The 21,312-nt window shown below is 68.4% G+C and carries 22 protein-coding genes; 9 read left to right on the top strand and 13 right to left on the bottom strand.

Annotated elements, in window-relative coordinates; genetic code table 11:
• Positions 1 to 13: 13 nt before the first annotated feature.
• Both DA69_RS12845 and DA69_RS12840 read right to left on the bottom strand, forming a co-directional pair.
• Positions 14 to 568 carry an ActR/PrrA/RegA family redox response regulator transcription factor gene (locus DA69_RS12845; protein ID WP_025976323.1) on the bottom strand — a complete coding sequence of 185 codons (555 nt, stop codon included), beginning with the start codon at positions 566 to 568 and terminating at the stop codon, positions 14 to 16.
• 70 nt (positions 569 to 638) lie between these two features.
• On the bottom strand, positions 639 to 2,135 hold the full coding sequence (locus DA69_RS12840; protein ID WP_025976324.1) for an ActS/PrrB/RegB family redox-sensitive histidine kinase: 1,497 nt from the start codon (positions 2,133 to 2,135) through the stop codon (positions 639 to 641).
• A 92-nt stretch (positions 2,136 to 2,227) separates the two neighbouring features.
• Between DA69_RS12840 and DA69_RS12835 the strand changes: the two genes are divergently transcribed.
• From DA69_RS12835 to DA69_RS12825, 3 genes are all read left to right on the top strand, one after another.
• The gene (locus DA69_RS12835) at positions 2,228 to 2,848 is read left to right on the top strand and encodes an SCO family protein (protein WP_025976325.1); all 621 of its coding nucleotides are present in this window, start codon (positions 2,228 to 2,230) and stop codon (positions 2,846 to 2,848) included.
• A gap of 98 nt (positions 2,849 to 2,946) precedes the next feature.
• Entirely contained in the window at positions 2,947 to 4,227 is a 1,281-nt protein-coding gene (locus tag DA69_RS12830) for a polyhydroxyalkanoate depolymerase (RefSeq protein WP_025976326.1), read from the top strand.
• Positions 4,193 to 4,906, top strand: coding sequence for a M48 family metallopeptidase (locus DA69_RS12825; protein WP_025976327.1), 714 nt, complete (start codon positions 4,193 to 4,195; stop codon positions 4,904 to 4,906). Before DA69_RS12830 ends, DA69_RS12825 begins: the two co-directional genes overlap by 35 nt.
• A 174-nt stretch (positions 4,907 to 5,080) precedes the next feature.
• Here DA69_RS12825 and mmcB read toward each other — a convergent pair whose 3' ends face one another.
• From mmcB to thpR, 3 genes are read right to left on the bottom strand one after another with little or no spacing between them, the layout of a single operon-like run.
• On the bottom strand, positions 5,081 to 5,527 hold the full coding sequence (gene mmcB, locus DA69_RS12820) for a DNA repair putative endonuclease MmcB (RefSeq protein ID WP_025976328.1): 447 nt from the start codon (positions 5,525 to 5,527) through the stop codon (positions 5,081 to 5,083).
• Between the two features lie 25 nt (positions 5,528 to 5,552).
• Entirely contained in the window at positions 5,553 to 6,119 is a 567-nt protein-coding gene (locus DA69_RS12815; protein ID WP_025976329.1) for a GNAT family N-acetyltransferase, read from the bottom strand.
• Positions 6,116 to 6,655, bottom strand: a complete 540-nt coding sequence (gene thpR, locus DA69_RS12810) for an RNA 2',3'-cyclic phosphodiesterase (RefSeq protein ID WP_025976330.1) — start codon at positions 6,653 to 6,655, stop codon at positions 6,116 to 6,118. Before thpR ends, DA69_RS12815 begins: the two co-directional genes overlap by 4 nt.
• Positions 6,656 to 6,781: 126 nt before the next feature.
• On the opposite strand from thpR, the gene DA69_RS12805 reads away from it, so the two are divergent.
• Positions 6,782 to 7,534, top strand: a complete 753-nt coding sequence (locus DA69_RS12805; RefSeq protein WP_025976331.1) for a Bax inhibitor-1/YccA family protein — start codon at positions 6,782 to 6,784, stop codon at positions 7,532 to 7,534.
• Between the two features lie 296 nt (positions 7,535 to 7,830).
• Here DA69_RS12805 and DA69_RS12800 read toward each other — a convergent pair whose 3' ends face one another.
• Positions 7,831 to 8,172 carry a DUF2794 domain-containing protein gene (locus tag DA69_RS12800; RefSeq protein ID WP_025976332.1) on the bottom strand — a complete coding sequence of 114 codons (342 nt, stop codon included), beginning with the start codon at positions 8,170 to 8,172 and terminating at the stop codon, positions 7,831 to 7,833.
• Between the two features lie 133 nt (positions 8,173 to 8,305).
• Between DA69_RS12800 and DA69_RS12795 the strand changes: the two genes are divergently transcribed.
• Both DA69_RS12795 and DA69_RS12790 read left to right on the top strand, forming a co-directional pair.
• Positions 8,306 to 9,103 carry an enoyl-ACP reductase FabI gene (locus DA69_RS12795; protein WP_167309551.1) on the top strand — a complete coding sequence of 266 codons (798 nt, stop codon included), beginning with the start codon at positions 8,306 to 8,308 and terminating at the stop codon, positions 9,101 to 9,103.
• Positions 9,104 to 9,202: 99 nt separating this feature from the next.
• Complete coding sequence (locus DA69_RS12790; RefSeq protein WP_025976333.1) at positions 9,203 to 10,372, top strand: benzoate/H(+) symporter BenE family transporter; 1,170 nt, start codon at positions 9,203 to 9,205, stop codon at positions 10,370 to 10,372.
• On the opposite strand, the gene DA69_RS12785 is transcribed toward DA69_RS12790, so the two are convergent.
• The gene (locus tag DA69_RS12785; protein WP_025976334.1) at positions 10,332 to 10,565 is read right to left on the bottom strand and encodes a KTSC domain-containing protein; all 234 of its coding nucleotides are present in this window, start codon (positions 10,563 to 10,565) and stop codon (positions 10,332 to 10,334) included. The genes DA69_RS12790 and DA69_RS12785 overlap by 41 nt on opposite strands.
• 127 nt (positions 10,566 to 10,692) lie before the next feature.
• On the opposite strand from DA69_RS12785, the gene DA69_RS14420 reads away from it, so the two are divergent.
• Positions 10,693 to 10,866, top strand: coding sequence for a YegP family protein (locus DA69_RS14420; RefSeq protein WP_082891494.1), 174 nt, complete (start codon positions 10,693 to 10,695; stop codon positions 10,864 to 10,866).
• 38 nt (positions 10,867 to 10,904) lie between these two features.
• Here DA69_RS14420 and DA69_RS12780 read toward each other — a convergent pair whose 3' ends face one another.
• From DA69_RS12780 to ffh, 4 genes are all read right to left on the bottom strand, one after another.
• Positions 10,905 to 11,609, bottom strand: a complete 705-nt coding sequence (locus DA69_RS12780) for a glutathione S-transferase N-terminal domain-containing protein (RefSeq protein WP_025976335.1) — start codon at positions 11,607 to 11,609, stop codon at positions 10,905 to 10,907.
• Positions 11,610 to 11,692: 83 nt separating this feature from the next.
• Positions 11,693 to 12,220, bottom strand: coding sequence for a ribosome maturation factor RimM (gene rimM / locus DA69_RS12775; protein WP_025976336.1), 528 nt, complete (start codon positions 12,218 to 12,220; stop codon positions 11,693 to 11,695).
• Between the two features lie 109 nt (positions 12,221 to 12,329).
• Entirely contained in the window at positions 12,330 to 12,842 is a 513-nt protein-coding gene (gene rpsP / locus DA69_RS12770; RefSeq protein ID WP_025976337.1) for a 30S ribosomal protein S16, read from the bottom strand.
• A 24-nt stretch (positions 12,843 to 12,866) separates the two neighbouring features.
• The gene (gene ffh / locus DA69_RS12765; RefSeq protein ID WP_025976338.1) at positions 12,867 to 14,390 is read right to left on the bottom strand and encodes a signal recognition particle protein; all 1,524 of its coding nucleotides are present in this window, start codon (positions 14,388 to 14,390) and stop codon (positions 12,867 to 12,869) included.
• A gap of 312 nt (positions 14,391 to 14,702) precedes the next feature.
• Here ffh and ppc point away from each other — a divergent pair, with 312 nt between their 5' ends.
• Positions 14,703 to 17,408 carry a phosphoenolpyruvate carboxylase gene (gene ppc / locus DA69_RS12760; RefSeq protein WP_025976339.1) on the top strand — a complete coding sequence of 902 codons (2,706 nt, stop codon included), beginning with the start codon at positions 14,703 to 14,705 and terminating at the stop codon, positions 17,406 to 17,408.
• A gap of 161 nt (positions 17,409 to 17,569) precedes the next feature.
• Entirely contained in the window at positions 17,570 to 17,845 is a 276-nt protein-coding gene (locus DA69_RS12755; RefSeq protein ID WP_134581889.1) for a hypothetical protein, read from the top strand.
• A gap of 1 nt (position 17,846) precedes the next feature.
• On the opposite strand, the gene DA69_RS12750 is transcribed toward DA69_RS12755, so the two are convergent.
• Both DA69_RS12750 and DA69_RS12745 read right to left on the bottom strand, forming a co-directional pair.
• Positions 17,847 to 18,812, bottom strand: a complete 966-nt coding sequence (locus tag DA69_RS12750; RefSeq protein ID WP_025976341.1) for a magnesium and cobalt transport protein CorA — start codon at positions 18,810 to 18,812, stop codon at positions 17,847 to 17,849.
• 211 nt (positions 18,813 to 19,023) lie between these two features.
• Positions 19,024 to 21,207 (bottom strand): M3 family metallopeptidase, encoded by a 2,184-nt coding sequence (locus DA69_RS12745; RefSeq protein WP_025976342.1) that lies wholly within the window; start codon positions 21,205 to 21,207, stop codon positions 19,024 to 19,026.
• Positions 21,208 to 21,312: the final 105 nt, after the last annotated feature.

The raw sequence follows: 21,312 nt of genomic DNA, 5'->3' as shown, positions 1-21,312 counted from the left end.
CGCAAAAAGCAGCCTATCGCGGCGCGCGCTTGGCCAGGATGCGTTGCAGGGTGCGGCGGTGCATGCCCAGGCGGCGCGCCGTCTCCGACACGTTGTGGTCGCACAGCTCATAGACCCGCTGGATATGCTCCCAGCGCACCCGGTCGGCCGACATCGGGTTTTCCGGCGGCTCAGGCGCTTCGCCGGTCGACAGCAGAGCCTTGACCACGTCGTCGGCGTCGGCGGGCTTCTGCAGATAGTCGACCGCGCCCGCCTTGACCGCCGCCACGGCCGTGGCGATGGCGCCGTAGCCGGTCAGCATGACGATGCGGGCGTCCTCGCGCCGCTCGCGGATCATCTCGACCACCTTCAGGCCGTTGCCGTCCTCCAGCCGCATGTCCAGGACCGCGAAGGCCGGGACCGACTGGCGCAGGGCGTCGCTGGCCTCGGCCACCGAACCGGCGACAGAGACGACGAACCCGCGCGATTCCAGCGCCCGGCCCAGCCGGGTGCGCAGCGCCTGATCATCGTCCAGCAGCAGCAGGGACTTGTCGTTGAGGGCGGCGATCTGGGTCTCGAGTTCGGACATGAAATTCTCCTGAGGTTTCAGGTCGTGCGTCAACGACGCAGGGTCAAGGGCCAAGCTCGCAACTGCGACATCAGGTTCCGCCGCCATCCATCGCCGAGGCGGTGACTTCCAGCGCCTGACGCGCCCAGCGCACGGAGACGAGGGCGCCGCCGGGCTGGCCCTTGGCGGGCGCGCCCGCGCCGACCGAAACCTTGGCGCCGGTCCGTTCCAGCAGGGTGCGGGCGATGAAGAAGCCCAGCCCCATGCCGCCCTGGCTGGGCGCGATGGGGGCGGTGACCGGGGGCGGCGCGCGTCGTCCCCTGCGCGCCGGGCTGGACGCCGAGGCGATCTGGGCCGCCAGGGCCCGGCGGGCCTTGGCCTGCGGACGGCTGGTCACATAGGGCTCGCCCAGGCGCGGCAGAATCTCAGAGGCGAAGCCGGGGCCGTCGTCGACGATGTCGATCTCGATCCATCCTGCGTCCACCACGGCGGTCAGTTGCACCCGCGCGGTGGCGAAGTCGGCGGCGTTTTCGACTAGGGTGGACAGGCCGTGGACGATCTCGGGCAGGCGGCGCACGCGCGGCACGGGCTGGCCGGGCGGCGCCTTCACGGCGATGTCGAAGTCCAGATCAAAGCCCCGATGCGGCTGGGCCACCTCTTCCAGCAGGGCCTTCAGATCGATGTCGGCGAACAGGGCGTCGCCTTCCTGGGGCTGGGCCGACAACTGCTTCAGGATGGCGCGGCAGCGCTCGGCTTGCTGCAGGATCAGGCCGGCGTCCTCGGCGGCGGGACTGCCGGCGGGGGCGTCCCGCAGCATCTCCTTGGCGACGACCTGTATGGTGGCCAGGGGCGTGCCCAGTTCATGGGCGGCGGCGGCGGCCAGACCGCCCAGGGCCGCCAGCCTCTGTTCGCGCTGCAGCACGTCCTGCGTGGTGGCCAGGGCCAGCTCCAGCTTGTCGGCGTCGGCCGCCACCTTCCACGCATAGCCGGAGGTGAACAGCACCCCGGTCACCAGCGCCAGCCCCAGCCCCAGACGGTAGAGGCCCGGCAGCTCCAGATGCTCATGCAGGCGCCACGGCAGGGGCAGGGACCAGGAGAACAGGAAGCCGACGGCGATCAGGGCCATGATGCCCAGAATGACCGCCTGCCGCGCAGGCAGGGCCGCCGCCGCGATCGTCACCGGCGCGACCAACAACAGGCAGAAGGGGTTGGCCAGACCGCCGGTCAGGGCCAGCAGCGTCGCCAGCTGCAGGATGTCGAAGCCCAGCTGCGCGGCGGTTCTCGGCCCGTCCGGCAGGCTGCCGTCGATGCGCCGCGCCCGCGCCATCGTTGCCAGGTTCATCGCCACGCCCGCGCCGATCACCGTCAGGCACTCCCATAACGGCAAGGGGAAATGCAGGGCGAAATAGGCGGTCAGGATGGCGCAGGTCTGGCCGATCACCGCCAGCCACCGCAGCACGATCAGGGTGCGCAGCGACAGGCCGCGCCCGCGCCGGGGCAGTTCGGGCAGACCGGCCAGCTCGCCGCCCGCCTGGGCCAGGAGGTGCAGCGGGGCGTGCGGCGGTATGGGGGCTTCTGTCGGGCTCACCCCTCTTCTATAGACCGCGCGAGGGGCGGCTGCACGGTATGCCGTGTCGCGCCCGCCCGATGATCAGCGTCGTTCTCGCCTAAGGAGAGGCCATGCCCCGCCGTCCCGTCATCCTGTTCGCCGCCGCCTGCGCGGTCATCGCCCTGGCGCTGGGCCTGATCACCATGGTGGTCGTCGGCGGTCGGCAACAGGCGGCCCAGACGACGGATTCGGCGACGGGCCAGCCCCTGGTCGGCGGCCCCTTCACCCTGACCAATCAGGACGGCCAGGTCGTTGATGAGAAGATTCTGGACGGCAAGTGGAGTCTGGTCTTCTTCGGCTTCACCTATTGCCCCGACTACTGCCCGACCACGCTGGGCGTGCTGAACGCCGTGCAGGAACGGATGGGCGAAAAGGCCAAGGACCTGCAGATCGTCTTCATCAGCATCGACCCTGAGCGCGACACCCCGCAGATGCTGAAGGACTATCTGTCGTCGGACGGCTTCCCCGACGGCGTCATCGGGCTGACCGGCACGCCGGAACAGGTGGCCCAGGTCGCCAGGGAATACCGCGCCTTCTATCAGAAGGTCGGCGAGGGCGAGGGCTACACCATGAACCACGGCCTGACCGTCTATCTGATGGGGCCGGACGGCAAGTTCCGCAGCGCCGTCGCCCACGATCTGGGGCCCAGCCGCACCGTGACCCTGATCGAAAACGCGATGGAGAAGGGCTGATCACCTTTGCCTGAACGCGGCGCGGGCGGGCTTTTTTGCAGCGCATCATCCTGTATGATCGGCGATCCGCATCGGCGGGGGGCCACACTCGGGGTTTCATGCTCTACGCTTTTCACGAGCTCGCCTACCATTCAGCGACGCCGTTCCGGATCGGGGCCCAGATGGCCCGGCAGTTCTGGACCTCTCCGCTCAATCCGGCGGCGGACACGGCGATCGGCCGCACCGCCTATGCCGCCGCCGAGGTGTTCGAAAGCCTGACGCGCCGCTACGGCAAGCCCGACTGGGGCCTTGAGACGATCGAGATCGACGGCAAGCCCGTGCGCACCACCGAACAGGTGGTGTGGTCCTCGCCCTGGTGCCGGCTGGTGCGGTTCGCCCGCAACATCGGCGACCTGAAACGCGCGGGCCGCCCCCCCGCCGCGCCCGCCGTGGTGATCGTGGCGCCGCTGTCGGGCCACTACGCCACCCTGCTGCGCGGCACGGTCGAGACCTTCCTTCAGGACCACGACGTCTATGTCACCGACTGGGCCAACGCCCGTCAGGTGCCGATGCTGGAAGGCCGTTTCGACTTCAACGACTACATCGACCATGTGCGCGACATGCTGGCCGCCGTCGGCCCGCGCGCCCACGTCGTCGGCGTCTGCCAGCCGGGGCCGCCGGTGCTGGCGGCCTGCGCCGTGATGGCCGCCGAGAACGACCCGAACCGCCCCGCCTCCATGACCTTCATGGGCTCCCCCATCGACGCGCGCCTGTCGCCGACGGTGACGAACCAGCTGGCCGAGGAAAAGCCGTTCACCTGGTTCAAGTCGAACATGATCCACACCGTGCCCCTGCCCTATCCAGGCGTGGGGCGGCGGGTCTATCCCGGCTTCGTCCAGCTCTACAGCTTCATGTCGATGAACGAGGACAAACACGTCGACGCCCATCGCCGCTATTTCGAGGATCTGGTGGCGGGCGACGGCGACGGGGTCGAGAAGCACGAGCAGTTCTACGACGAATATCTGTCGGTGCTGGACCTGACCGAGGAATTCTATCTCCAGACCATCGACATCGTCTTCCAGCAGCACCTGCTGCCGCGCGGCCTGTTGCAGCATCGCGGCCAGACGGTGGATCTGACGGCCATCACTGACATCGGCCTGGCCACCATCGAGGGCGAGATGGACGACATCTCCGGCGTCGGCCAGACGCAGGCGGCGCACGGGCTGACGCCCAACATCCCCGACGACCGCCGTCTGCTCTACGTCCAGCCCAAGGTCGGCCACTACGGCGTCTTCAACGGCCGCCGTTTCCGCGAGGAGATCTATCCCCGCGTGCGCGATTTCATCGCCCAGAACGAAGCCCTCAGTGTCGTACCGGAACGGTCAGCGTCTGCCGCTTGAGGGCGGCGGCGCCCTGAGGCTGTCGGTCAATCCGCGCGCGCGGCGGCTGTCGATCCGCATCGACGCCCGCGCCGGCGAGGCCGTGGCCGTGGCCCCCAGCGAGCGGCGCCTTGGCGAGGTCGTGGCCTTCGCCCGCACCAAGGCCGGATGGATCGCCGAACGCCTGGCCGCGCGGGTAGAGACCCTGGCGTTTGAACCCGGCGCCGTCGTCACCTGGCTGGGCCGTCCGGTGCGGCTGGAGGCGAGCGGCGGCGCGGGCGCCGCGCGCCTGATCGAAACGGACGAGGGGCCTGTGCTGCGTTCCGGCGGCCAGGGCGAGGCCTTCTCTCGCCGCATCGAGAACTGGTTCCGCCGGGCTGCGCGCGACTTCCTGACCGAACGCACGCAGGTCCACCTGAAGAGCCTGGGTCAGGGACCGGTGAAGGTGTCCATCGTCGACACCCGCTCGCGCTGGGGTTCGTGCAGCCCGCACAACCGCTCGATCCGCTACTCGTGGCGCGTCATCATGGCCCCGCCCGCCGTGGCCGACTACCTGGCCGCGCATGAGGTCGCCCACCTGGTCCACGCCGACCACAGCCCGGCCTATTGGGCCGTCGTGGCTCGACTGATCGGGGATCATCGCCCGCACCGCCGCTGGCTGCGCGACCATGGCGCGGCGCTGCACGCCGTGGGCGGGTAAGGAGACCCTTCTCCCCTTGAGGGAGAAGGCGGCAGGCGCAGCCTGACGGATGAGGGGTGTGAGCGCAGCGGCTTAAGCGGCTGTTGCAGCGCCCGATCGCTAGAACTTCAGACACCGCGCCGACACCCCTCATCCGAGCGCCTCCGGCGCCCACCTTCCCTCAAGGGGAGGGCGTTATTCGCGCATCGCCCTGAGCGCGCCCAGACGGGCGAAGGCCAGGGTCAGGGCCTTGCGGCGCGCGGGGGCCAGGGGCGTCGCCGGCGCCTCGCGCAGCACCGCCCCGCCGAAGCCGTCGGCCACGATCAGGCCCGGCTCGTCCGGCAGCACGCCCTCGGGAAACTCCGGGGCCACGGCGAAGTAGAAGGCGTCGCAGAACGGCCCGTACTCCTGCCATTTGCGGTCGACGCGATAGTCGTCGATGCCCGACTTCACCTCGCAGATGACAATGTCGCCCTTGGGTCCAAGGGCCATGACGTCGGCGCGCCGCCCGTTAGGCAGGCAGACCTCCAGCAGGGGCGCATAGCCCATGTCGACCAACAGCCGAGCGGCCCCTCGCGTCACCGAGAGGGTGGTTTCGGGGCGGCTGAAGACCAGTTCGAGGTGAAGCGCGGCGGCGGCCATGCGCCCTTATGTTCCCGTTGCGTTCCTACCGCAAGCGCTGCCGGTTCGCCCGCCACTGCTCGCGCGTCTGGCCCCACAGATTGACCTTGTGCTCGTGAAACGGCGGCGGGATCGCGCCCGGCCCGCGATTGGTCGAGCCCAGCCGCTCGGCCAGCTTCTCCGAGGCGCGGTTGTCCGGGTCGATGCAGTGGATGACGTCGGGCCACTCCAGCACGTCGAAGGCGTAGTCCATGGTCGCCGCAGCCGCCTCGAGCGCATAGCCCTTGCCCGTGGCGTCGCGGTGCAGGCTCCAGCCCACTTCCCGGCCCGGCCAGTCATAGGGGTGCAGCGGCCCGATCCGGCCCATCCACAGGCCGGTCGCCTTCTCGATCACCGAGAACATGCCCTCGCCCTGCAGCGCCCACATGCCCGCCACCGAGGCGATGGCGCGCCAAACCTCGTGCCTGGACTGCACCCCGCCGATGAAGCGGGTCGTCTCAGGGTCGCTCATGAAGTCGGCCCAGCGCGGGAAGTCCTCCAGCGTCGGCGGGCGCACGAACAGACGCTCGGTTTCCAGCGTGGGGCCGAGGGGCGAGGTGGGACGCTCGATCACAACAGATACTCCCGCTCCAGGGTGTAGACGCTGCCGTCCCCGGTCAGGATGCTGGAGTAGAGGCCGAAGCGATCCACCCGGATCGGCGGCGACTTCAACAGGTTGTGCCCGGCGATCCAGGCGCCGATGCGGTCGGGGTTCGCCTGGGGCTTCAGATAGGCCAGGGTGACGTGCGGCCGGTATTCGCGCTTCTCCGGCGGGACGCCCGCGCGCTCGCCGGCCGACCGGCAACGCCCGGCCAGGACGTTCAGCGGTTCGGACCGCTCCAACCCGGCCCACAGGGTGTGGCTGCGATGGGCGTCGCCGAAGGCGCCGACGCCGCTCAGGGTGAGCTTAAAGGGCCCCCCGCCCTCGGCGCGGGTCAGCTCGGAGGCCAGGTCGTCGGCTGTGTGCTCGGACGCCTCGCCATAGAAGGCCAGGGTGACGTGCAGGGCGTCCAGCGGCCGCCAGCGGGCGCCGGGCAGGCCGGACTGCCGCCGCGCCAGGGTCTCGGCGACGTCCTCGGGAATGGCGATGGCGGTGAACAGACGTAGCATGCGACCCTTGGTAGCGGGCGGAACCGCCGGCCGGAAGCCCGCTTTTTCTTGCATGGACGCCCCGGCGTGCCGATATTTGAGCCAAAGGTCGGGACCATCCCGGCCGAATGGGAGACTTCTTTCGCGATGAGCGATTTCAACAACGGCTATGCGCGCCCGCTTCCGCAGTCGGCGGACATGTCCGTCGACGCCGGCCTGCGCGCCTTCATGCTGGGCGTCTACAACAAGCTAGCGATCGGTCTGGTCGTCGCCGGCGTCCTGGCCTACGTCACCGGCAACGTCCCCGCCGTGCAGCAGCTGCTGTTCGCCCGCATGCCGGACGGCCGCATCGGCCTGACCATGCTGGGCATGATCATCCAGTTCTCGCCGCTGGTCATGCTGTTCGGCTCCATGTTCTTCATGAAGAACCCGACGGCCAAGGGCGTGAACATGCTCTACTGGGCCGTGGTCGCCACCATCGGCGCGGGTCTGGGCGTGCTGTTCCTGCGCTATACGGGCGGTTCGCTGGCCTCGACCTTCTTCGTCACCGCCGCCGCCTTCGCGGGTCTGAGCCTGGTCGGCTACACGACCAAGAAGGACCTCAGCGGCATGGGCACCTTCCTGATCATGGCCCTGATCGGCCTGATCCTGGCCATGCTGGTCAACGCCTTCCTGGTGAAGTCGGGCATGTTCGGCCTGGTGATCTCGGGGCTGGGCGTGCTGATCTTCTCGGGCTTGATCGCCTATGACACCCAGCGTCTGAAGATGACCTACTACGCCCTGGGCGGCGACAAGAACGCCATGGGCGTGGCCACGGGCTTCGGGGCCCTGAGCCTGTTCATCAACTTCATCAACCTGTTCCAGTTCCTGCTGGCCTTCATGGGCGGCAGCCGCGAATAGAGGCTTTGTGAGCGCGCTATGGCCGTGACGCGGTCACGGCCGACTTGAGCGCGAAGGGCGATAGTCCAAGAAAGAATGAGGCCCCCACGGCGACGTCGGGGCCTTTTTCTTTGGAATTGGCGCCATTGCCTCCGTCATCCTCGGGCTTGACCCGAGGATCGAGCCACGCTGCGTCCTCGACCGTCTATGCCTCGCGCGAAGACAACCCGATCCTCGGGTCAAGCCCGAGGATGACGGCGGAGAGAGGGGTTGAGGCTGACGGCAAGGAGAGGTCGAGGACGAGGGGCGAGACCGCCCTACTCCACCACCGTGAACTTCCGACTGTCGAACACGCGCAGCACCTGGGCCAGATCGCGGCCGCGTTTCAGCACATGGCCGCCCTCGCCGATCACCGCCCACTGGCCCTGTTTCAGGCGCAGGGCGGGGCGTTTCTCGATGCGATAGACGGGCGCGTCGCCGTGGCGGCGGAAGACGGCGAACTCGGCGTGCTCCCTGGCCCCGGCCATGGCGTAGTCGCGCCATTCGCCCGCCGCCACCATCCGCCCATAAACCCGCAGCATCTGGTCCAGTTCGCGGCGGTCGAAGAAGACGGGACCAGCCTGCGGCTGTGCGTGCGAACTGTCGGCGTCGAAGCTCATGACGTCAACTTAGGCCGACGGCGGGTAAACGCCAGCGTCAGCACTCACTTGTCACCCGCCGCGCGCCCGTCCAAAAGGCGGATCAAGTTCTAGATACGGAGACGAACCCATGGCGACGAGCGAAGGCTGGGACATGCCCACCGGCGAACTCATGAAGGGCAAGAAGGGCCTGATCATGGGGGTGGCCAACTCCAACTCCATCGCCTGGGGCATCGCCTCGCAGCTGGCCGCCCAGGGCGCCGAGCTGGCCTTCACCTATCTGGGCGAGGGTCTTGAGCGCCGCGTGCGCCCGCTGGCCGAAAGCGTCGGCGCCAAGCTGCTGATCCAGGCTGACGTCACCGACGACGCCTCGATGGACGCCGCCTTCGCCGAGCTGGAGAAGGAGTTCGGCACGATCGACTTCGTCGTCCACTCGGTGGCCTTCGCCAACAAGGACGAGCTGAAGGGCTCCTTCGTCGACAACACCACCCGCGACAGCTTCCTGCTGGCCATGAACATCTCGGCCTTCAGCTTCGTCGACGTGGCCAAGCGCTCGGCCAAGCTGATGCCCAACGGCGGCTCGATGATCACCCTGACCTACCTCGGCTCCGAACGGGTCATCCCGAACTACAACACCATGGGCGTGGCCAAGGCCGCGCTGGAAGCCGCCACCCGCTATATCGCGCGCGATCTCGGTCCGAAGGGCATCCGCGTCAACGCCATCTCGGCGGGCGCCATGCGCACCCTGTCGCTGGCGGGCATCGCCGGCGGGCGCGGCCTGCACTCCAAGTCGGCGCAATTCTCGCTGATCAAGGAAGAGACCTCGATGGAAGGCGTCGCCGGCGCCGCCCTGTGGCTGTGCTCGGATCTGGGCCGCTCGACCACGGGCGAAGTCGTCCACGTCGACGCCGGCTTCCACGCCGTCGGCCTGCCGGACGACATGGAGGGCTGAGCCAGCCTCGCCTGAGCGGAAATCAGGGCCGTCGGCGAACCGACGGCCCTTTTCTTTGCCCCTCTTCCGGTGGTGCGCAGCCCAGCCTAGCTTGGGCGCATGAATTCCTTGCGCCTGCCGCCCCCCGCCAGCTTCTCCGCCGCCGCCGTGGCCACGATCGTCGGTTTCGGCGGCACGGTCGCCCTGGTGGTGCAGGCCGGACAGGCGATGGGCGCCTCGCCCGAACAGATCGTCTCCATGGTCACGGCGCTGTGCCTGGGCATCGCCGTGCCGGGCGCCTTGCTCAGCTGGCGGCTGAAGACGCCGGTCATCCTGGCCTGGTCGACGCCCGGCGCCGCCCTGCTGGCGGCTTCGACGCTCGGCCTGGGGTGGAGCACCGCCGTCGGCGCCTTCGTCCTGGCCGGCGTGATGATGACGCTGACGGGGATGATTCCGGCCCTGGGTCGGCTGGCCGAGCGCATCCCCGCGACCGTCGCCTCGGCCATGCTGGCGGGCGTGCTCCTGCCTTTCTGCCTCAAGCTGTTTTTGGTGTTTCCGAGCGATCTGGCCCTGGCCGGGGGCCTGCTGCTGGTGTTCCTGGTCATGCGCCGCCTGGCGCCCGCCTGGGCCCTGCCCGCCGTCCTGGTCGCCGCCTTCGCGGTCCTGGCCTGGCGGGGCCAGTTGGGCTTGCCGCAGGGGAGCGGCCTGTTCGGCAGCCTGTCGCCGGTTCGGCCCGCCTTCGACTGGAAGGCGGCGGTCAGCCTGGCCCTGCCGCTGTATCTGGTGACCCTGGCCTCGCAGAACCTGCCGGGGCTGGTGGTGCTGAGGGCCGCCGGCTACGCGCCGCCCACCGGAAAACTGATCTTCTGGGGTGGCCTGACCAGCACGCTTCTCGCCCCCTTCGGCGCGCATGGGGTCAACCTGGCCGCCATCACCGCCGCCATCTGCACTGGGCCGGACGCCCATCCTGACCCCGCGCGGCGTTGGACCGTGGGGGTGATCTACGGCCTCTTCTACTTGGTCGTCGCCCTGTTCGCCGCGCCCCTGGCCGGCCTGTTCATCGCCATGCCGACGGGGGCGCTGGCGCTCCTGACCGGCCTGGCTCTGATCGCTCCGTTGACGGGGTCGCTGAGCGGCATGATGAGCGCGCCCGAAGATCGCGAGGCGGCCGTGCTGACCTTCGCCGCCACGGCGTCGGGCATGGTGCTGTTCGGGGTGGGTTCGGCCTTCTGGGGCCTGGCGGTCGGCTTCATCGCCCTGGCCGCGCGTCGCTGGATTGGCGCGCGCTGAACACCCGGCGACAGGGATAGCGGTCGCGAACGCGCAGCCCGAAGAAGCGCCCCTTTGACGACGCCTGCGCCAGACCCTTGGCCACCTCCGGCGGCACGTCGTCGTAGTCGTAGACGGCGCCCGAGACGAAGGTCAGCCGCAATCGACGGGCGGCCTCGTCATAGCTGAAGCGGCGGATGACGCTGGACGGCATAAGGGGAGAACGGCCAGCCGGCGTCTCGGCTCCCCCTCACGCACCCGTGTTCGGCGGGGCATTGACGAGCGAAGCGACTATGTCAGCTTGACCTTGGGCCGACTGGGGCCTGCGAAGCGAGGCGATCATGGCGCACAAGTTCGAGGTCTACCAAGACAAGGCCGGCGAGTTCCGCGTCCGGTTCAAATACAACTCGGAGGTCATCTTCTCGACCGAGGGCTATTCCGACAAGTCGGGCGCCAAGCGGGCCATAGAGTCGATCAAGAAGCACGTCGGCGACGCCCCGACCGAAGAAGTCTAGGTCGACGCGGGGCCGCGGCGTCGCGCCCCCGCCTCCATTTACGATCGCGCCGGGATCTCCAGCCCGCGCTGCACCGCCGGACGCGCCAGGCCCCGCTTCAGCCAGGCGCCGACGCGCGGGAAGTCGGAAAAGCCGACCAGATCGCCCGCCTCATAGAAGCCGATCAGGTTGCGCACCCAGCCCAGGATGGCGATGTCGGCGATGGTGTAGTCGGCGCCCATGATCCAGTCGCGACCCTCGAGCCTTCCCTCCAGCACGCCCAGCAACCGCTTGGACTCGGCGACGTAGCGATCGCGCGGCCGCTTGTCCTCGTACTCGCGCCCGGCGAACCTGTGGAAGAAGCCCAGTTGGCCGAACATCGGGCCGATGGCCGCCATCTGGAAGAAGACCCACTGCAGCGTCTCATAGCGCGCCGCCGGATCGGCGGGCAGGAAGCGCCCCGTCTTCTCGGCCAGATAGACCAGGATGGCGCCGGATTCGAACAGGGGCAGCGGCTTTCCGCCGGGGCCGTCGGGATCGATGATGGCGGGGATCTTGCCGTTGGGGTTCAGAGACAGAAACTCCGGCGTCCAGGTCTCATCCTTGCCGATGTCGACCAGATGGGCCTCATAGGGCAGACCCAGCTCCTCCAGCAGGATCGACACCTTCACCCCATTGGGCGTCGGCAGCGAATAGAGCTGAAGTCGGTCCGGATGCTGCGGCGGAAACTGACGGGTGACGGGGAAGGCGGACAGGTCGGCCATGGAACGCTCCGGCTGGTGTGACCCTGTCCATGTCGGGAACCGTAAGACGATCCGCAACCGCCCATGCGGCGAATGTCCGCGCGTCAGTCTTCGTCGCGGTCGCTGACTTCGGTCGGGCGGACGATGCGCAGCCAGCCTTCATTGATGTGCAGTTCCGGCGCCGTCTCGCGGGTGAAGGGCAGGTACCAGGTCGGACCGCCCTCGGCCGGGGCGATCTCCAGCATGTCGTCGGCGCCGAAGTTCTGGACCGACTTGACCTTGCCCAGCACCACGTCGGCCGGATCACGCCCCTCCAGGCCGACCAGGTCGGTCAGGTAGAACTCGTCCTCCTCCGGCTCCGGCAAGGCGTCGCGCGTGACGAACAGCTTCTGGCCGCGCCGGGCGTCGGCCTCTTCCTTGGTGGCGATTTCCTTGACCCGCGCCACCACGCCCGCCTTGTCCGGCCGGGCCGAGATCAGCGTCAGCGCCGGCTTGCCGTCGGCGCCCAGAAGCGGCGAATAGCCGACCAGGGCCATGGGGTCGGCGGTATAGGCGCTGATGCGCACCTCGCCCTTCACGCCGAAGGCGCCGCCGATCTGGCCCACCAGGATCAGTCTGTCTTCGTTGCTCATACCGGGCTCCGTTTACCGATGCGATGGGGTCCAGATAGCAGAAAAGCAGCGCCCCGAAAGGACGCTGCTTTCCCGTTTCAACCGGCCGCAGCCGGATGAAAAGTAAGGCTTAGGCCTGCTCTTCGGTCGCCTCAGCGGCGGCTTCGGCAGGCGCTTCAGCCGCAGGGGCTTCTTCAGCCGGAGCTTCTTCCACGGCCGGAGCGGCGGCAGCGGCGGCGGCGGCCTCAGCGGCCTCGGCCTTGGCGGCGGCTTCGGCTTCCAGGCGGTCGGCTTCGCGCTGCGCGCGCTCGGCGGCGCGTTCCTGGGCCTTCTTGCCCGGCTCGGCCTTCTTCGGGTTGTTGCCCTGGACCCACTGGACCTTGCCGGCCAGCGCTTCGTCCTGGCTCTGGCTGATGAAGCGGGCGACGCGGTCGGTCGGCTGGGCGCCCTTGGCGAGCCACTCGGCGATGCGGTCGGCCTTCAGGACGATGCGCGGGGTGGCGCTGTCCTTGGGCAGCATCGGGTTGTAGCTGCCGACGCGCTCGATGAACTTGCCGTCGCGCGGGGCGTGCGAGTCGGCGATGACGATGTGGTAGTAGGGGCGCTTCTTGGCGCCGCCGCGGGACAGACGAATCTTCAGCATTTTCAGTCTCTTTCTAGAAAGGCGTTAGTTCTTTTTGGGGAAGCCCGGCAGACCCGGAAGGCCCCCCGGAAGTTGTCCGCCGCCCAGACCCGCCAAGCGGTCCTGAATGGCTTTCATTTCATCGTCCGAGGGTTCCGGCATCTTGCCGCCGCCCAGGGCCTTCAAGCGGTTCATGTCCTTACCGCCGCCGCCTATGCCGGGCAGGCCGCCCATCATGGAGGCCATTTTCTGCAGGTTCTTGCCGCCGCCCTTGGACAGGGACTTGACCATGTCGGCCATCTGCCGGTGCTGCTTCAGCAGGCGGTTGATGTCCTGGACCTCGACGCCGGCGCCCTTGGCCACGCGCTTCTTGCGGCTGGCGTTCAGCAGGTCCGGCTTCTTGCGCTCGGCCTTGGTCATGGAGTTGATGACGGCCAGTTGGCGGTCGATCATCTTGTCCGAGACGTTGTTCTCGGCCATCTGGTTCTTCAGCTTGGCCACGCCGGGCAACAGGCCCATGATGCCCTGAAGACCGCCCATCTTCTTCATCTGGTTCAGCTGGCCCGCCAGGTCGTCCAGGTCAAACTGACCCTTGGCCAGCTTGCGGGCCATCTTCTCGGCCTTGGCCTGGTCCAGCTCGCCCGCAGCCTTCTCGACCAGGGCGACGATGTCCCCCTGACCCAGGATGCGGCCGGCGACGCGGCGGGCGTCAAAGACGTCCAGCGCATCGACCTTTTCGCCCGCGCCCAGATATTTGATCGGCAGGCCGGTGACGGCGCGCATCGACAGCATGGCGCCGCCGCGCCCGTCGCCATCGGCGCGGGTCAGCACCAGACCGGTCAGCGGCAGGCGTTCGTGGAAGGCGGCGGCGGTGCGCACGGCGTCCTGACCGGTCAGGCTGTCGGCGACCAGCAGGGTCTCGACCGGCTTGGCGATCTGCGCGACCTCGGCCACCTCGTTCATCAGCCCTTCGTCCAGGGTGATGCGGCCGGCGGTGTCGAGGATCAGGACATCGAAGCCCTGCAGCTTGGCCGATTGCAGCGCGCGGCGGGTGATCTGGACCGCGCTCTCGCCGGCCACGATGGGCAGGGTCGCGACCTCGATCTGCTGGCCCAGGGTGGCCAGCTGCTCCATGGCCGCCGGACGACGCGTGTCCAGCGAGGCCATCATGACCTTCTTCTTGTCGAACTTCGACAGGCGCAGGGCCAGCTTGGCCGAGGTCGTCGTCTTGCCCGAGCCCTGCAGACCGGCCATCAGCACGACGGCGGGCGGGGTCGCATTGGTGTTCAGCGGAACCGGCTCTTCGCCGCCCAGCATGTCGACCAGGCCGTCATAGACGATCTTGATGACCTGATCGGCGGGCTTGACCGCGCGGATGACGTCCTCGCCGGTCGCGGCCGTCTTGGCGCGGGCGATGAAGTCCTTGACGACCGGCAGGGCGACGTCGGCCTCGAGCAGGGCGACGCGGACCTCGCGCAGGGCCTCCTCGACATCCTTTTCGGACAGGGCGCCGCGGCCGGTGATCCGGTCGAATACGCCTGTCAGCCGCTCGTTCAGAGCCTCAAACATTCAAACCCTTTCATGCGCCTGGGCCTTGGCCTCCGTGAGCAGCGCCCATAGGCGGGCGACCTCTGCGAACGATCACGTCGACAGAGGCCCTCTCCCGCCTCGTCCTGAAGAAAATCAGGGGTCGTGCGGGTGGAGGCGCAGGTTCAATTGCGCCGGAAGTCGCGGCTTATGGCGGAAAAGCAAGGCGATGTCGACTCCGTTCTCAAGACGAAAGGCGACCGCTCAGGGGGTTGGCGCGTTGCCTCGTGGACTAGCGCACCGGGATCACCCTGATACGGCTTCGCTTCCGGCCTCGCCCTTGAGAGACAATCCATGAGCCAGACTTCGGAATTTCCCCACGACCGCCTCCGCGATGAGGTTCGGCTTCTGGGCGCCCTGCTGGGCGAGGTGATCCGCGACGAGGGCGGACAGGCGCTCTACGACCGGATCGAAGCCGTGCGAAAGGCGTCCGTCGCCTATCACCGCGACCCGGCCTCGGACGATGCTTCGGAACTGGAGCGTCTGCTGGGCGACCTGTCGCTGGATCAGGCCATCGGCCTGACGCATGGTTTCGCCGCCTTCTCCCTGCTGGCCAATGTCGCAGAGGACCGGGCGGGCAAGCGCCGCGCCCAGGCCCAGGCCGAGGCGGGAGAGCGGGCGGACACCCCCGAAGGCGTGCTTAAACGACTGGCCGAAGCGGGCGTCGACAGGGGCGCGGTGCGCGACCTTCTGAGCCGGGCCCTGATCTCGCCGGTGCTGACCGCCCACCCGTCCGAGGTGCGCCGCAAGAGCGTCATCGACCGCACGGCGGCGGTCGGCGAACTGCTGGACGGCTGCGACCGCGACGGGATCGCCTGCGATCCCGAAACGCTGAAGGCGGCCCTGCGCCGTCAGATCGTCATCCTGTGGGCCACGCGGCTGACCCGCGCCTCGGCGCCGGTGGTGCAGGACGAGATCGACATCGTGGTCGACTGGCTGCGGCGCATCTTCCTGCATGTCGCCCCGGCCCAGCTGGCCGAATGGCGGCGCCTGCTGGGGGCGCCCGATCTGACGCCCTTCGTGCGCATCGGCTCCTGGGTCGGCGGCGACCGCGACGGCAACCCGAACGTCGACGCCGACACCCTGCGCGCCGCCTTCCGCAGTCAGGCCCGCGCCGCGCTCGGCTTCTATCTGGACGAGGTGCACGCCCTGGGCGCCGAGCTCAGCCTGTCCATCGACCTGACCCGCGTCACGCCCGAACTGGCCGCCTTGGCGCAAGGCTCGGGCGACGCCTCCATCCAGCGCGCGGACGAACCCTATCGCCGGGCGCTCAGCCAGATCTACGCCCGCCTGTCGGCCGCCTATCCGGCCCTGACCGGCGAGCCGACGCCGCGTCCGGCCCGATTTAAGGCTCCGCCCTATGACGGTCCCAACGCCTTCCGCGCCGACTTGAACATCCTGCACGACAGTCTGGTGCGGACCCACGGCGCCGTCTTCGCCGACGACCGACTAGCGCGACTGATCACGGCGGCGGACGTGTTCGGCTTCCACATGGCGACGCTGGACCTGCGCCAGAACTCCGACGTGCATGAGCGCGTGGTCGCCGACCTGCTGAAGGTCGCGGGCGTCTGCCCCGACTACGCCGCCCTGGACGAAGCTGAGCGGCTGGCCGTGCTGGCGCGCGAGCTGACCAGCCCGCGCCCCCTGTTCTCTCCGTATGCGGACTATGCCCCCGAGACGCTGAAGGAGCGCGCCATCCTTCAGGCCGCCGCCGAGGCTCTTTCGACGTTCGGCCCGCAGGCGATCCGCACCCACATCGTGTCCAAGACCGACGCCGCTTCGGACATGCTGGAGGTCTATCTGCTGCTCAAGGAAGTCGGCCTCTACGACCCGGCCGACGCGGCCGCCTGCCCCATCCAGGCCGCGCCCCTGTTCGAGACCATCGACGACCTGCGCGCCGCCCGCGCCACGCTTGAGCGGGTCCTTGCCGAGCCGTCCGCCCGCGCCGTGGCCGAGGCGCGCGGGGTGCAGGAGGTGATGATCGGCTATTCCGACAGCAACAAGGACGGCTCCTACCTGACCTCGGGCTGGGAGTTGCACGAGGCCTCGCGCGCCCTGCTAGAGGTCACGCGCGCGGCGGGGGTGCGGCTGCAGCTGTTCCATGGGCGCGGCGGCGCCGTGGGGCGCGGCGGCGGATCAAGCTTCTCGGCCGTGCTGGGCCAGCCCGCCGGGACGGTGGCGGGCCGCATCCGCGTCACCGAACAGGGCGAGGTCATCGCCAACAAATACGGCGAGCCGGAGGTGGCCCAACGCAACCTCGACGCCCTGACCTGCGGGACGCTGCTGGCCTCGCTGGGGCCGCAATCGGACGCCGGCTACAGCGCGCGCTATGGCGAAACGGCCGCGCGCCTGTCGGCCGCCTCGATGAAGGCCTATCGGGCCCTCGTCTATGAGACGCCGGGCTTCGTCGACTATTTCCGCGCCGCCACCCCCATCGCCGAGATCGCCGACCTGAAGATCGGCTCGCGCCCGGCCAGCCGCACCGCCTCGCCCGCCATCGAGGACCTGCGCGCCATTCCGTGGGTGTTCAGCTGGTCGCAGTCGCGGGTCATGCTGCCCGGCTGGTACGGCTTCGGCTCGGCGGTTCGGGGCGAAGACCCGGCCGAACTGCGCGCCATGGCCGAAACCTGGCCCTTCTTCCGCACCGTCATCCAGAACATGGAGATGGTCATGGCCAAGGCCGACATGGCCGTCGCCCGGCGCTACGCCGGCCTGGTCCCCGACCCCGCTCTGGCCGAGCGCATCTATGCTTCTATCCGCGCCGAATGGGACCGCACCGTCGCCGCCGTCCTGTCCATCACCGGCCAGGACGCCCTGCTGGGCGGTCAGCCCGAACTGGACCGGCTGATCCGCCAGCGGATGCCTTATGTCGAGCCGCTGAACCATGTTCAGATCGAGCTGATCCGCCGCCGCCGCGCAGGCGACGATGATCCGCGCGTCAGCAACGGCATCCTTCTGGCCATCAACGGCGTGGCGGCAGGCCTCAGAAACAGCGGTTGAGGAAGGCCGCCTTGCGGCCCTCAGATGACGCGCCGGTAAGGTGACCCATTCTTATGCGAGCGTCGCAAATCAGCCTTTGAACGAACTCCGTTCCGCTTGAAACGCCGCGTGATCTCCCAGCCGTCGTCGCCGCAGCGCGACTTTAAAAAGGTTGGAAGCCCATGCTCAGGATCATTTGTTCAGCCGCCGTTCTTTTGGCCTCGGCAGGGGCCGCCTCGGCGGACAGCCGCCTCGCCATCGACGTCCGCGACCTGGCTTCGCGGGAAGGCGCGGCAGCCTTCGACCGCGACGTGATGCGCGCCGCCCGTCGTCTCTGCCAGAGATACAGCGGCGTCGCCCGCATCCGCTGCCTGGCCGGCGTGCGCGACGAGGCGCTAGAAAAACTGCCGCAGTCGGCCCGGCTGACCTATGCGCAGGCGCGCGCACGGGCAGGATGAATCACAGCCAACGCGTCCGCTTGAAGGTGACGTACAGGCCGATGCAGATGGCGACGATGAAGGCCAGAACGGCCGGATAGCCATAGGTCCAGCGCAGCTCCGGCATGTGTTCGAAATTCATGCCGTAGATGCCCGCCACCGCCGTCGGCGTGGCCAGGATGGCGGCCCAGGCGGCGAGCTTGCGGGTGATGACGCCCTGGCGCTGCTGCTCCAGCAGGTTGGACACCTCAAACACCGAGGCCAGAATGTCGCGCAGGCCCGCCGCCCGGCTGGAGACGCGGCGCACATGGTCGGCCACGTCGCGGAAATAGGGCCGCACCTCGCGGTCGATGCAGGGCAGGTCCAGCGACTGCAGCTTGACGCTGACTTCCTCCATCGGCCCCAGCACCCGGCTGAACTTCACCAGTTCGCGGCGCAGCTGGAACAGGCGGGTGATGTCGGCGCGCGACAGAAAGCTGTCCAGGGCCACCTGCTCCATCTCCAGCACCTTGTCCTCGATGGCGTCGATGATGGGGATGTAGCCGTCGACGATGAAGTCCAGCACTCCGTGCAGGATGAAGTCCGGGCCGTGGCTCAGCTGGTGGGGCGAGGCCTCCAGCTGGGCGCGCAACTGGGTGTGGGCGCGGGCCGAACCGTGGCGGATGGTGATGACGTAGTTGGGGCCGATAAAGACGTGAGTCTCGCCGTACAGGATGCGGTCGCCCTTGGCCTGGGCCGTGCGGGCGACGATGAACAGTTCGGAGCCATAGACCTCCAGCTTGGGGATCTGGTGCGCCGTCAGGGCGTCCTCGACCGCCAGGGGGTGCAGGTGAAAACGTCGGACCAGGACATCGAACTCATCGTCCGTCGGCTCATGCAGGCCGATCCACAGGTATTCGCCCTTGGCCAGGGTCAGGCCCTGATCCGTCAGCGGCGCCGCGCGCACCCGCTTGCCGTCCTTGTAGACGTAGGAGGCGACGACGCTCATGGGCGCTCCTTCAACTGAATAGCCAAGGCTTACGCCACCCCGGCCGAAATAGAAAAGGCCCGGCGGATTCCTCCGCCAGGCCCTCTCTTTGGTTGTGCCGCGGTCAGAAGGCTTTCGCCTTGGCTGCTTCGCGCCGCCCTTCGGGTCTCGCCCCGACGCGGCCCTAGGCGCCCAACGGCCTCAAGTAGCCCGAAGGGCGGTAGGCCCACTCTTAAGAAGTCGGGAAGCCGCGCACCTTCAGCAGGGCCGCCACGTCCGGATTGCGGCCGCGGAACTGGCGATAGGCGTCGCCGCGGTCGGTGGTGTTGCCCGGCGCCAGGATGATCGACTTGAAGCGGCCGCCGATCTCCGGGTTGAAGACGTCGCCGGACTCCTCGAAGCAGGCCCAGGTGTCGGCGTCCATCACTTCCGACCACAGGTAGGAATAGTAGCCGGCCGAATAGGCGTCCGAGGTGAACAGGTGATTGAACTGCGGCAGGCGGTGCCGCATCACGATCTCCTTGGGCATGCCCAGACGGTCCAGCGAGGCTTTCTCGAAGGCGGCGATGTCGGTCGGCGGCGTCGCCTGCGTGTGCAGGTCCATGTCGACCAGGGCCGAGGACAGGTAGCTGACGGTGGCGTAGCCCTGGTTGAAGGTCGAGGAGGCCTCGATCTTGTCCACCAGCGCCTGCGGCATCGGCTGGCCCGTCTCCACGTGCTTCATATAGCCGTCGAGGATGGGCCGGGTCAGCACCCAGTGCTCATGCACCTGCGACGGATATTCCACGAAGTCGCGCGGCGTGTTGCCGAACGACGGATAGGTCACCACCGACGAGAAGTAGTGCAGGGCGTGGCCGAACTCGTGGAACAGGGTCTCGGCGTCGTCCAGCGAGATCAGCAGGGGCTGGCCCTCCGGCGCCTTGACGAAGTTGTTGTTGTTCGAGGCCAGGATCGGCTTGGAGCCGGTCAGCTGCGAGAACGACCGATAGGTGGTCATCCAGGCGCCCGAACGCTTGCCCGGACGGGCGAAGTCGTCGGCGTAGAACAGGCCGATCAGCTTGCCGGTGGCCTTGTCCGTGACCTCATAGGTGGTCACGTCCGGCTCGAAGGTCGAGACGGTCCCCTTGGCCAGCGGCTTGAAGACGAAGCCGTACAGGCGTTCGGCCATGTAGAAGGAGGCCGCGCGCACGGCGTGCAGTTCGAAGTAGGGCTTCAGCTCGTTCTGATCGAGGTCGTACTTCGCCTTCCGCACCTTCTCGGCGTAGTAGAGATAGTCCCACGGCTCGATGTCGTGACCGGCGATCGCCTTCATGTCGGCGACTTCCTCGGCGACGCGGGCCTTGGCCGGGGCCCAGACGCGCTGCATCAGGTCCATCGCCGCGGCCGGGGTCTTGGCCATCGTGTCTTGCATGCGCCATTCGGCGTGGTTGCCGAAGCCCAGCAGCTTGGCGCGCTGCTGACGCAGGGCGACGATACGGGCGATGGTCGACTTGGTGTCGTTGGCGTCGCCGTTGTCGCCGCGCTTGACGAACTTGGTCCAGACCTGCTGGCGCAGCGCGCGGTCGTCGGCGAAGGTCAGGAAGGGATCGACGCTAGAGCGGGTGTTGACGATGGCCCAGCCCTGGACGTTGCGCGAACGCGCGGCGGCGGCGGCGGCGGCCTTGTTGGAGTCCGGCAGGCCCTTCAGCCCGGCCTCATCAGTGATGACGGTCCAGGTGTTCTCGTCGGCCACGACCTTCTGGCCGAAGCTGGTGAAGGCGTTCGACAGATCGGTGTTGATGCGGCCCAGCTCGGCCTTGCCCGCGGCGTCCAGGGCGGCGCCGTTGCGCACGAAGGCGTCGCGGCTGCGCTCGGCCAGACGCTTCTGCTGGGCGTTCAGGCCTGCGGCGTCAGCGCCGTCGGCTACGGCCTTGATGCGGGCGAACAGCTTCTCGTTGAAGGTGATCTCGTCCGAGGCGGCCGACAGGATCGGCGACAGCTCGGTTTCCAGCACGTCCCACTGCTCGCCGCCGATGTTCGAGGTCATGACGCTGAACACGTTCATGGCGCGGTCCAGCGGCTCGCCCGCCATCTCCATCGCCGCCATGGTGTTGGCGAAGGTCGGGGCTTCGGCGTTGTTCGCGATGGCGGCGATGTCGGCGCGTTGCAGTTCGATGCCTTCCAGGATGGCTTCGCGCATCTTGGGCGCCGTCACCTTGTCCCACGGCGGCACGCCTTCATACGAACCGGTCCAGGGCTGCAGCAGCTCGGCGCGCGGCGCGGTCGCCGGCAGGACGGCGCGGGCGATCCGGGCCTCATCGGCGGTCGTCAGGGCGGCGACGGCGCCGCTCACCGCGTTCTCCACGGCCCCGGCCGAAGCGCAGCCCGACAGGGCGAAGAGGCTCGCGCCTCCGATGAGAAGATGGCGTCTGTGCATCCAGGTCTCCCAACCATAGCTGTTTTGGACATCCTTCGGCGCAGGGTCCGAGAGCGTCCCATAAATCCGGTTTAGTCCTAAGTATTGGACGGCGAAACCCCGCAG

It is taken from the genome of Brevundimonas naejangsanensis (assembly GCF_000635915.2).
Lineage (GTDB): Bacteria > Pseudomonadota > Alphaproteobacteria > Caulobacterales > Caulobacteraceae > Brevundimonas > Brevundimonas sanguinis.
Note: the sequence above shows the minus strand (reverse complement) of the source record. Positions and strands in the feature narration are given on the sequence as shown.

What these genes read in the sequence shown, in the direction of transcription:
- DA69_RS12830 (WP_025976326.1), top strand. Translation starts at nt 2,947, where the DNA reads ATGCTCTACGCTTTTCACGAGCTCGCCTACCATTCAGCGACGCCGTTC.
- DA69_RS12795 (WP_167309551.1), top strand. Translation starts at nt 8,306, where the DNA reads ATGCCCACCGGCGAACTCATGAAGGGCAAGAAGGGCCTGATCATGGGG.
- thpR (WP_025976330.1), bottom strand. Translation starts at nt 6,655, where the DNA reads ATGCTACGTCTGTTCACCGCCATCGCCATTCCCGAGGACGTCGCCGAG.
- ffh (WP_025976338.1), bottom strand. Translation starts at nt 14,390, where the DNA reads ATGTTTGAGGCTCTGAACGAGCGGCTGACAGGCGTATTCGACCGGATC.
- DA69_RS12755 (WP_134581889.1), top strand. Translation starts at nt 17,570, where the DNA reads ATGCTCAGGATCATTTGTTCAGCCGCCGTTCTTTTGGCCTCGGCAGGG.
- DA69_RS12790 (WP_025976333.1), top strand. Translation starts at nt 9,203, where the DNA reads ATGAATTCCTTGCGCCTGCCGCCCCCCGCCAGCTTCTCCGCCGCCGCC.
- DA69_RS12750 (WP_025976341.1), bottom strand. Translation starts at nt 18,812, where the DNA reads ATGAGCGTCGTCGCCTCCTACGTCTACAAGGACGGCAAGCGGGTGCGC.
- ppc (WP_025976339.1), top strand. Translation starts at nt 14,703, where the DNA reads ATGAGCCAGACTTCGGAATTTCCCCACGACCGCCTCCGCGATGAGGTT.
- DA69_RS12745 (WP_025976342.1), bottom strand. Translation starts at nt 21,207, where the DNA reads ATGCACAGACGCCATCTTCTCATCGGAGGCGCGAGCCTCTTCGCCCTG.
- DA69_RS12835 (WP_025976325.1), top strand. Translation starts at nt 2,228, where the DNA reads ATGCCCCGCCGTCCCGTCATCCTGTTCGCCGCCGCCTGCGCGGTCATC.
- DA69_RS12780 (WP_025976335.1), bottom strand. Translation starts at nt 11,609, where the DNA reads ATGGCCGACCTGTCCGCCTTCCCCGTCACCCGTCAGTTTCCGCCGCAG.
- DA69_RS12845 (WP_025976323.1), bottom strand. Translation starts at nt 568, where the DNA reads ATGTCCGAACTCGAGACCCAGATCGCCGCCCTCAACGACAAGTCCCTG.
- DA69_RS12785 (WP_025976334.1), bottom strand. Translation starts at nt 10,565, where the DNA reads ATGCCGTCCAGCGTCATCCGCCGCTTCAGCTATGACGAGGCCGCCCGT.
- DA69_RS12800 (WP_025976332.1), bottom strand. Translation starts at nt 8,172, where the DNA reads ATGAGCTTCGACGCCGACAGTTCGCACGCACAGCCGCAGGCTGGTCCC.
- DA69_RS12805 (WP_025976331.1), top strand. Translation starts at nt 6,782, where the DNA reads ATGAGCGATTTCAACAACGGCTATGCGCGCCCGCTTCCGCAGTCGGCG.
- rpsP (WP_025976337.1), bottom strand. Translation starts at nt 12,842, where the DNA reads ATGCTGAAGATTCGTCTGTCCCGCGGCGGCGCCAAGAAGCGCCCCTAC.
- mmcB (WP_025976328.1), bottom strand. Translation starts at nt 5,527, where the DNA reads ATGGCCGCCGCCGCGCTTCACCTCGAACTGGTCTTCAGCCGCCCCGAA.
- rimM (WP_025976336.1), bottom strand. Translation starts at nt 12,220, where the DNA reads ATGAGCAACGAAGACAGACTGATCCTGGTGGGCCAGATCGGCGGCGCC.
- DA69_RS14420 (WP_082891494.1), top strand. Translation starts at nt 10,693, where the DNA reads ATGGCGCACAAGTTCGAGGTCTACCAAGACAAGGCCGGCGAGTTCCGC.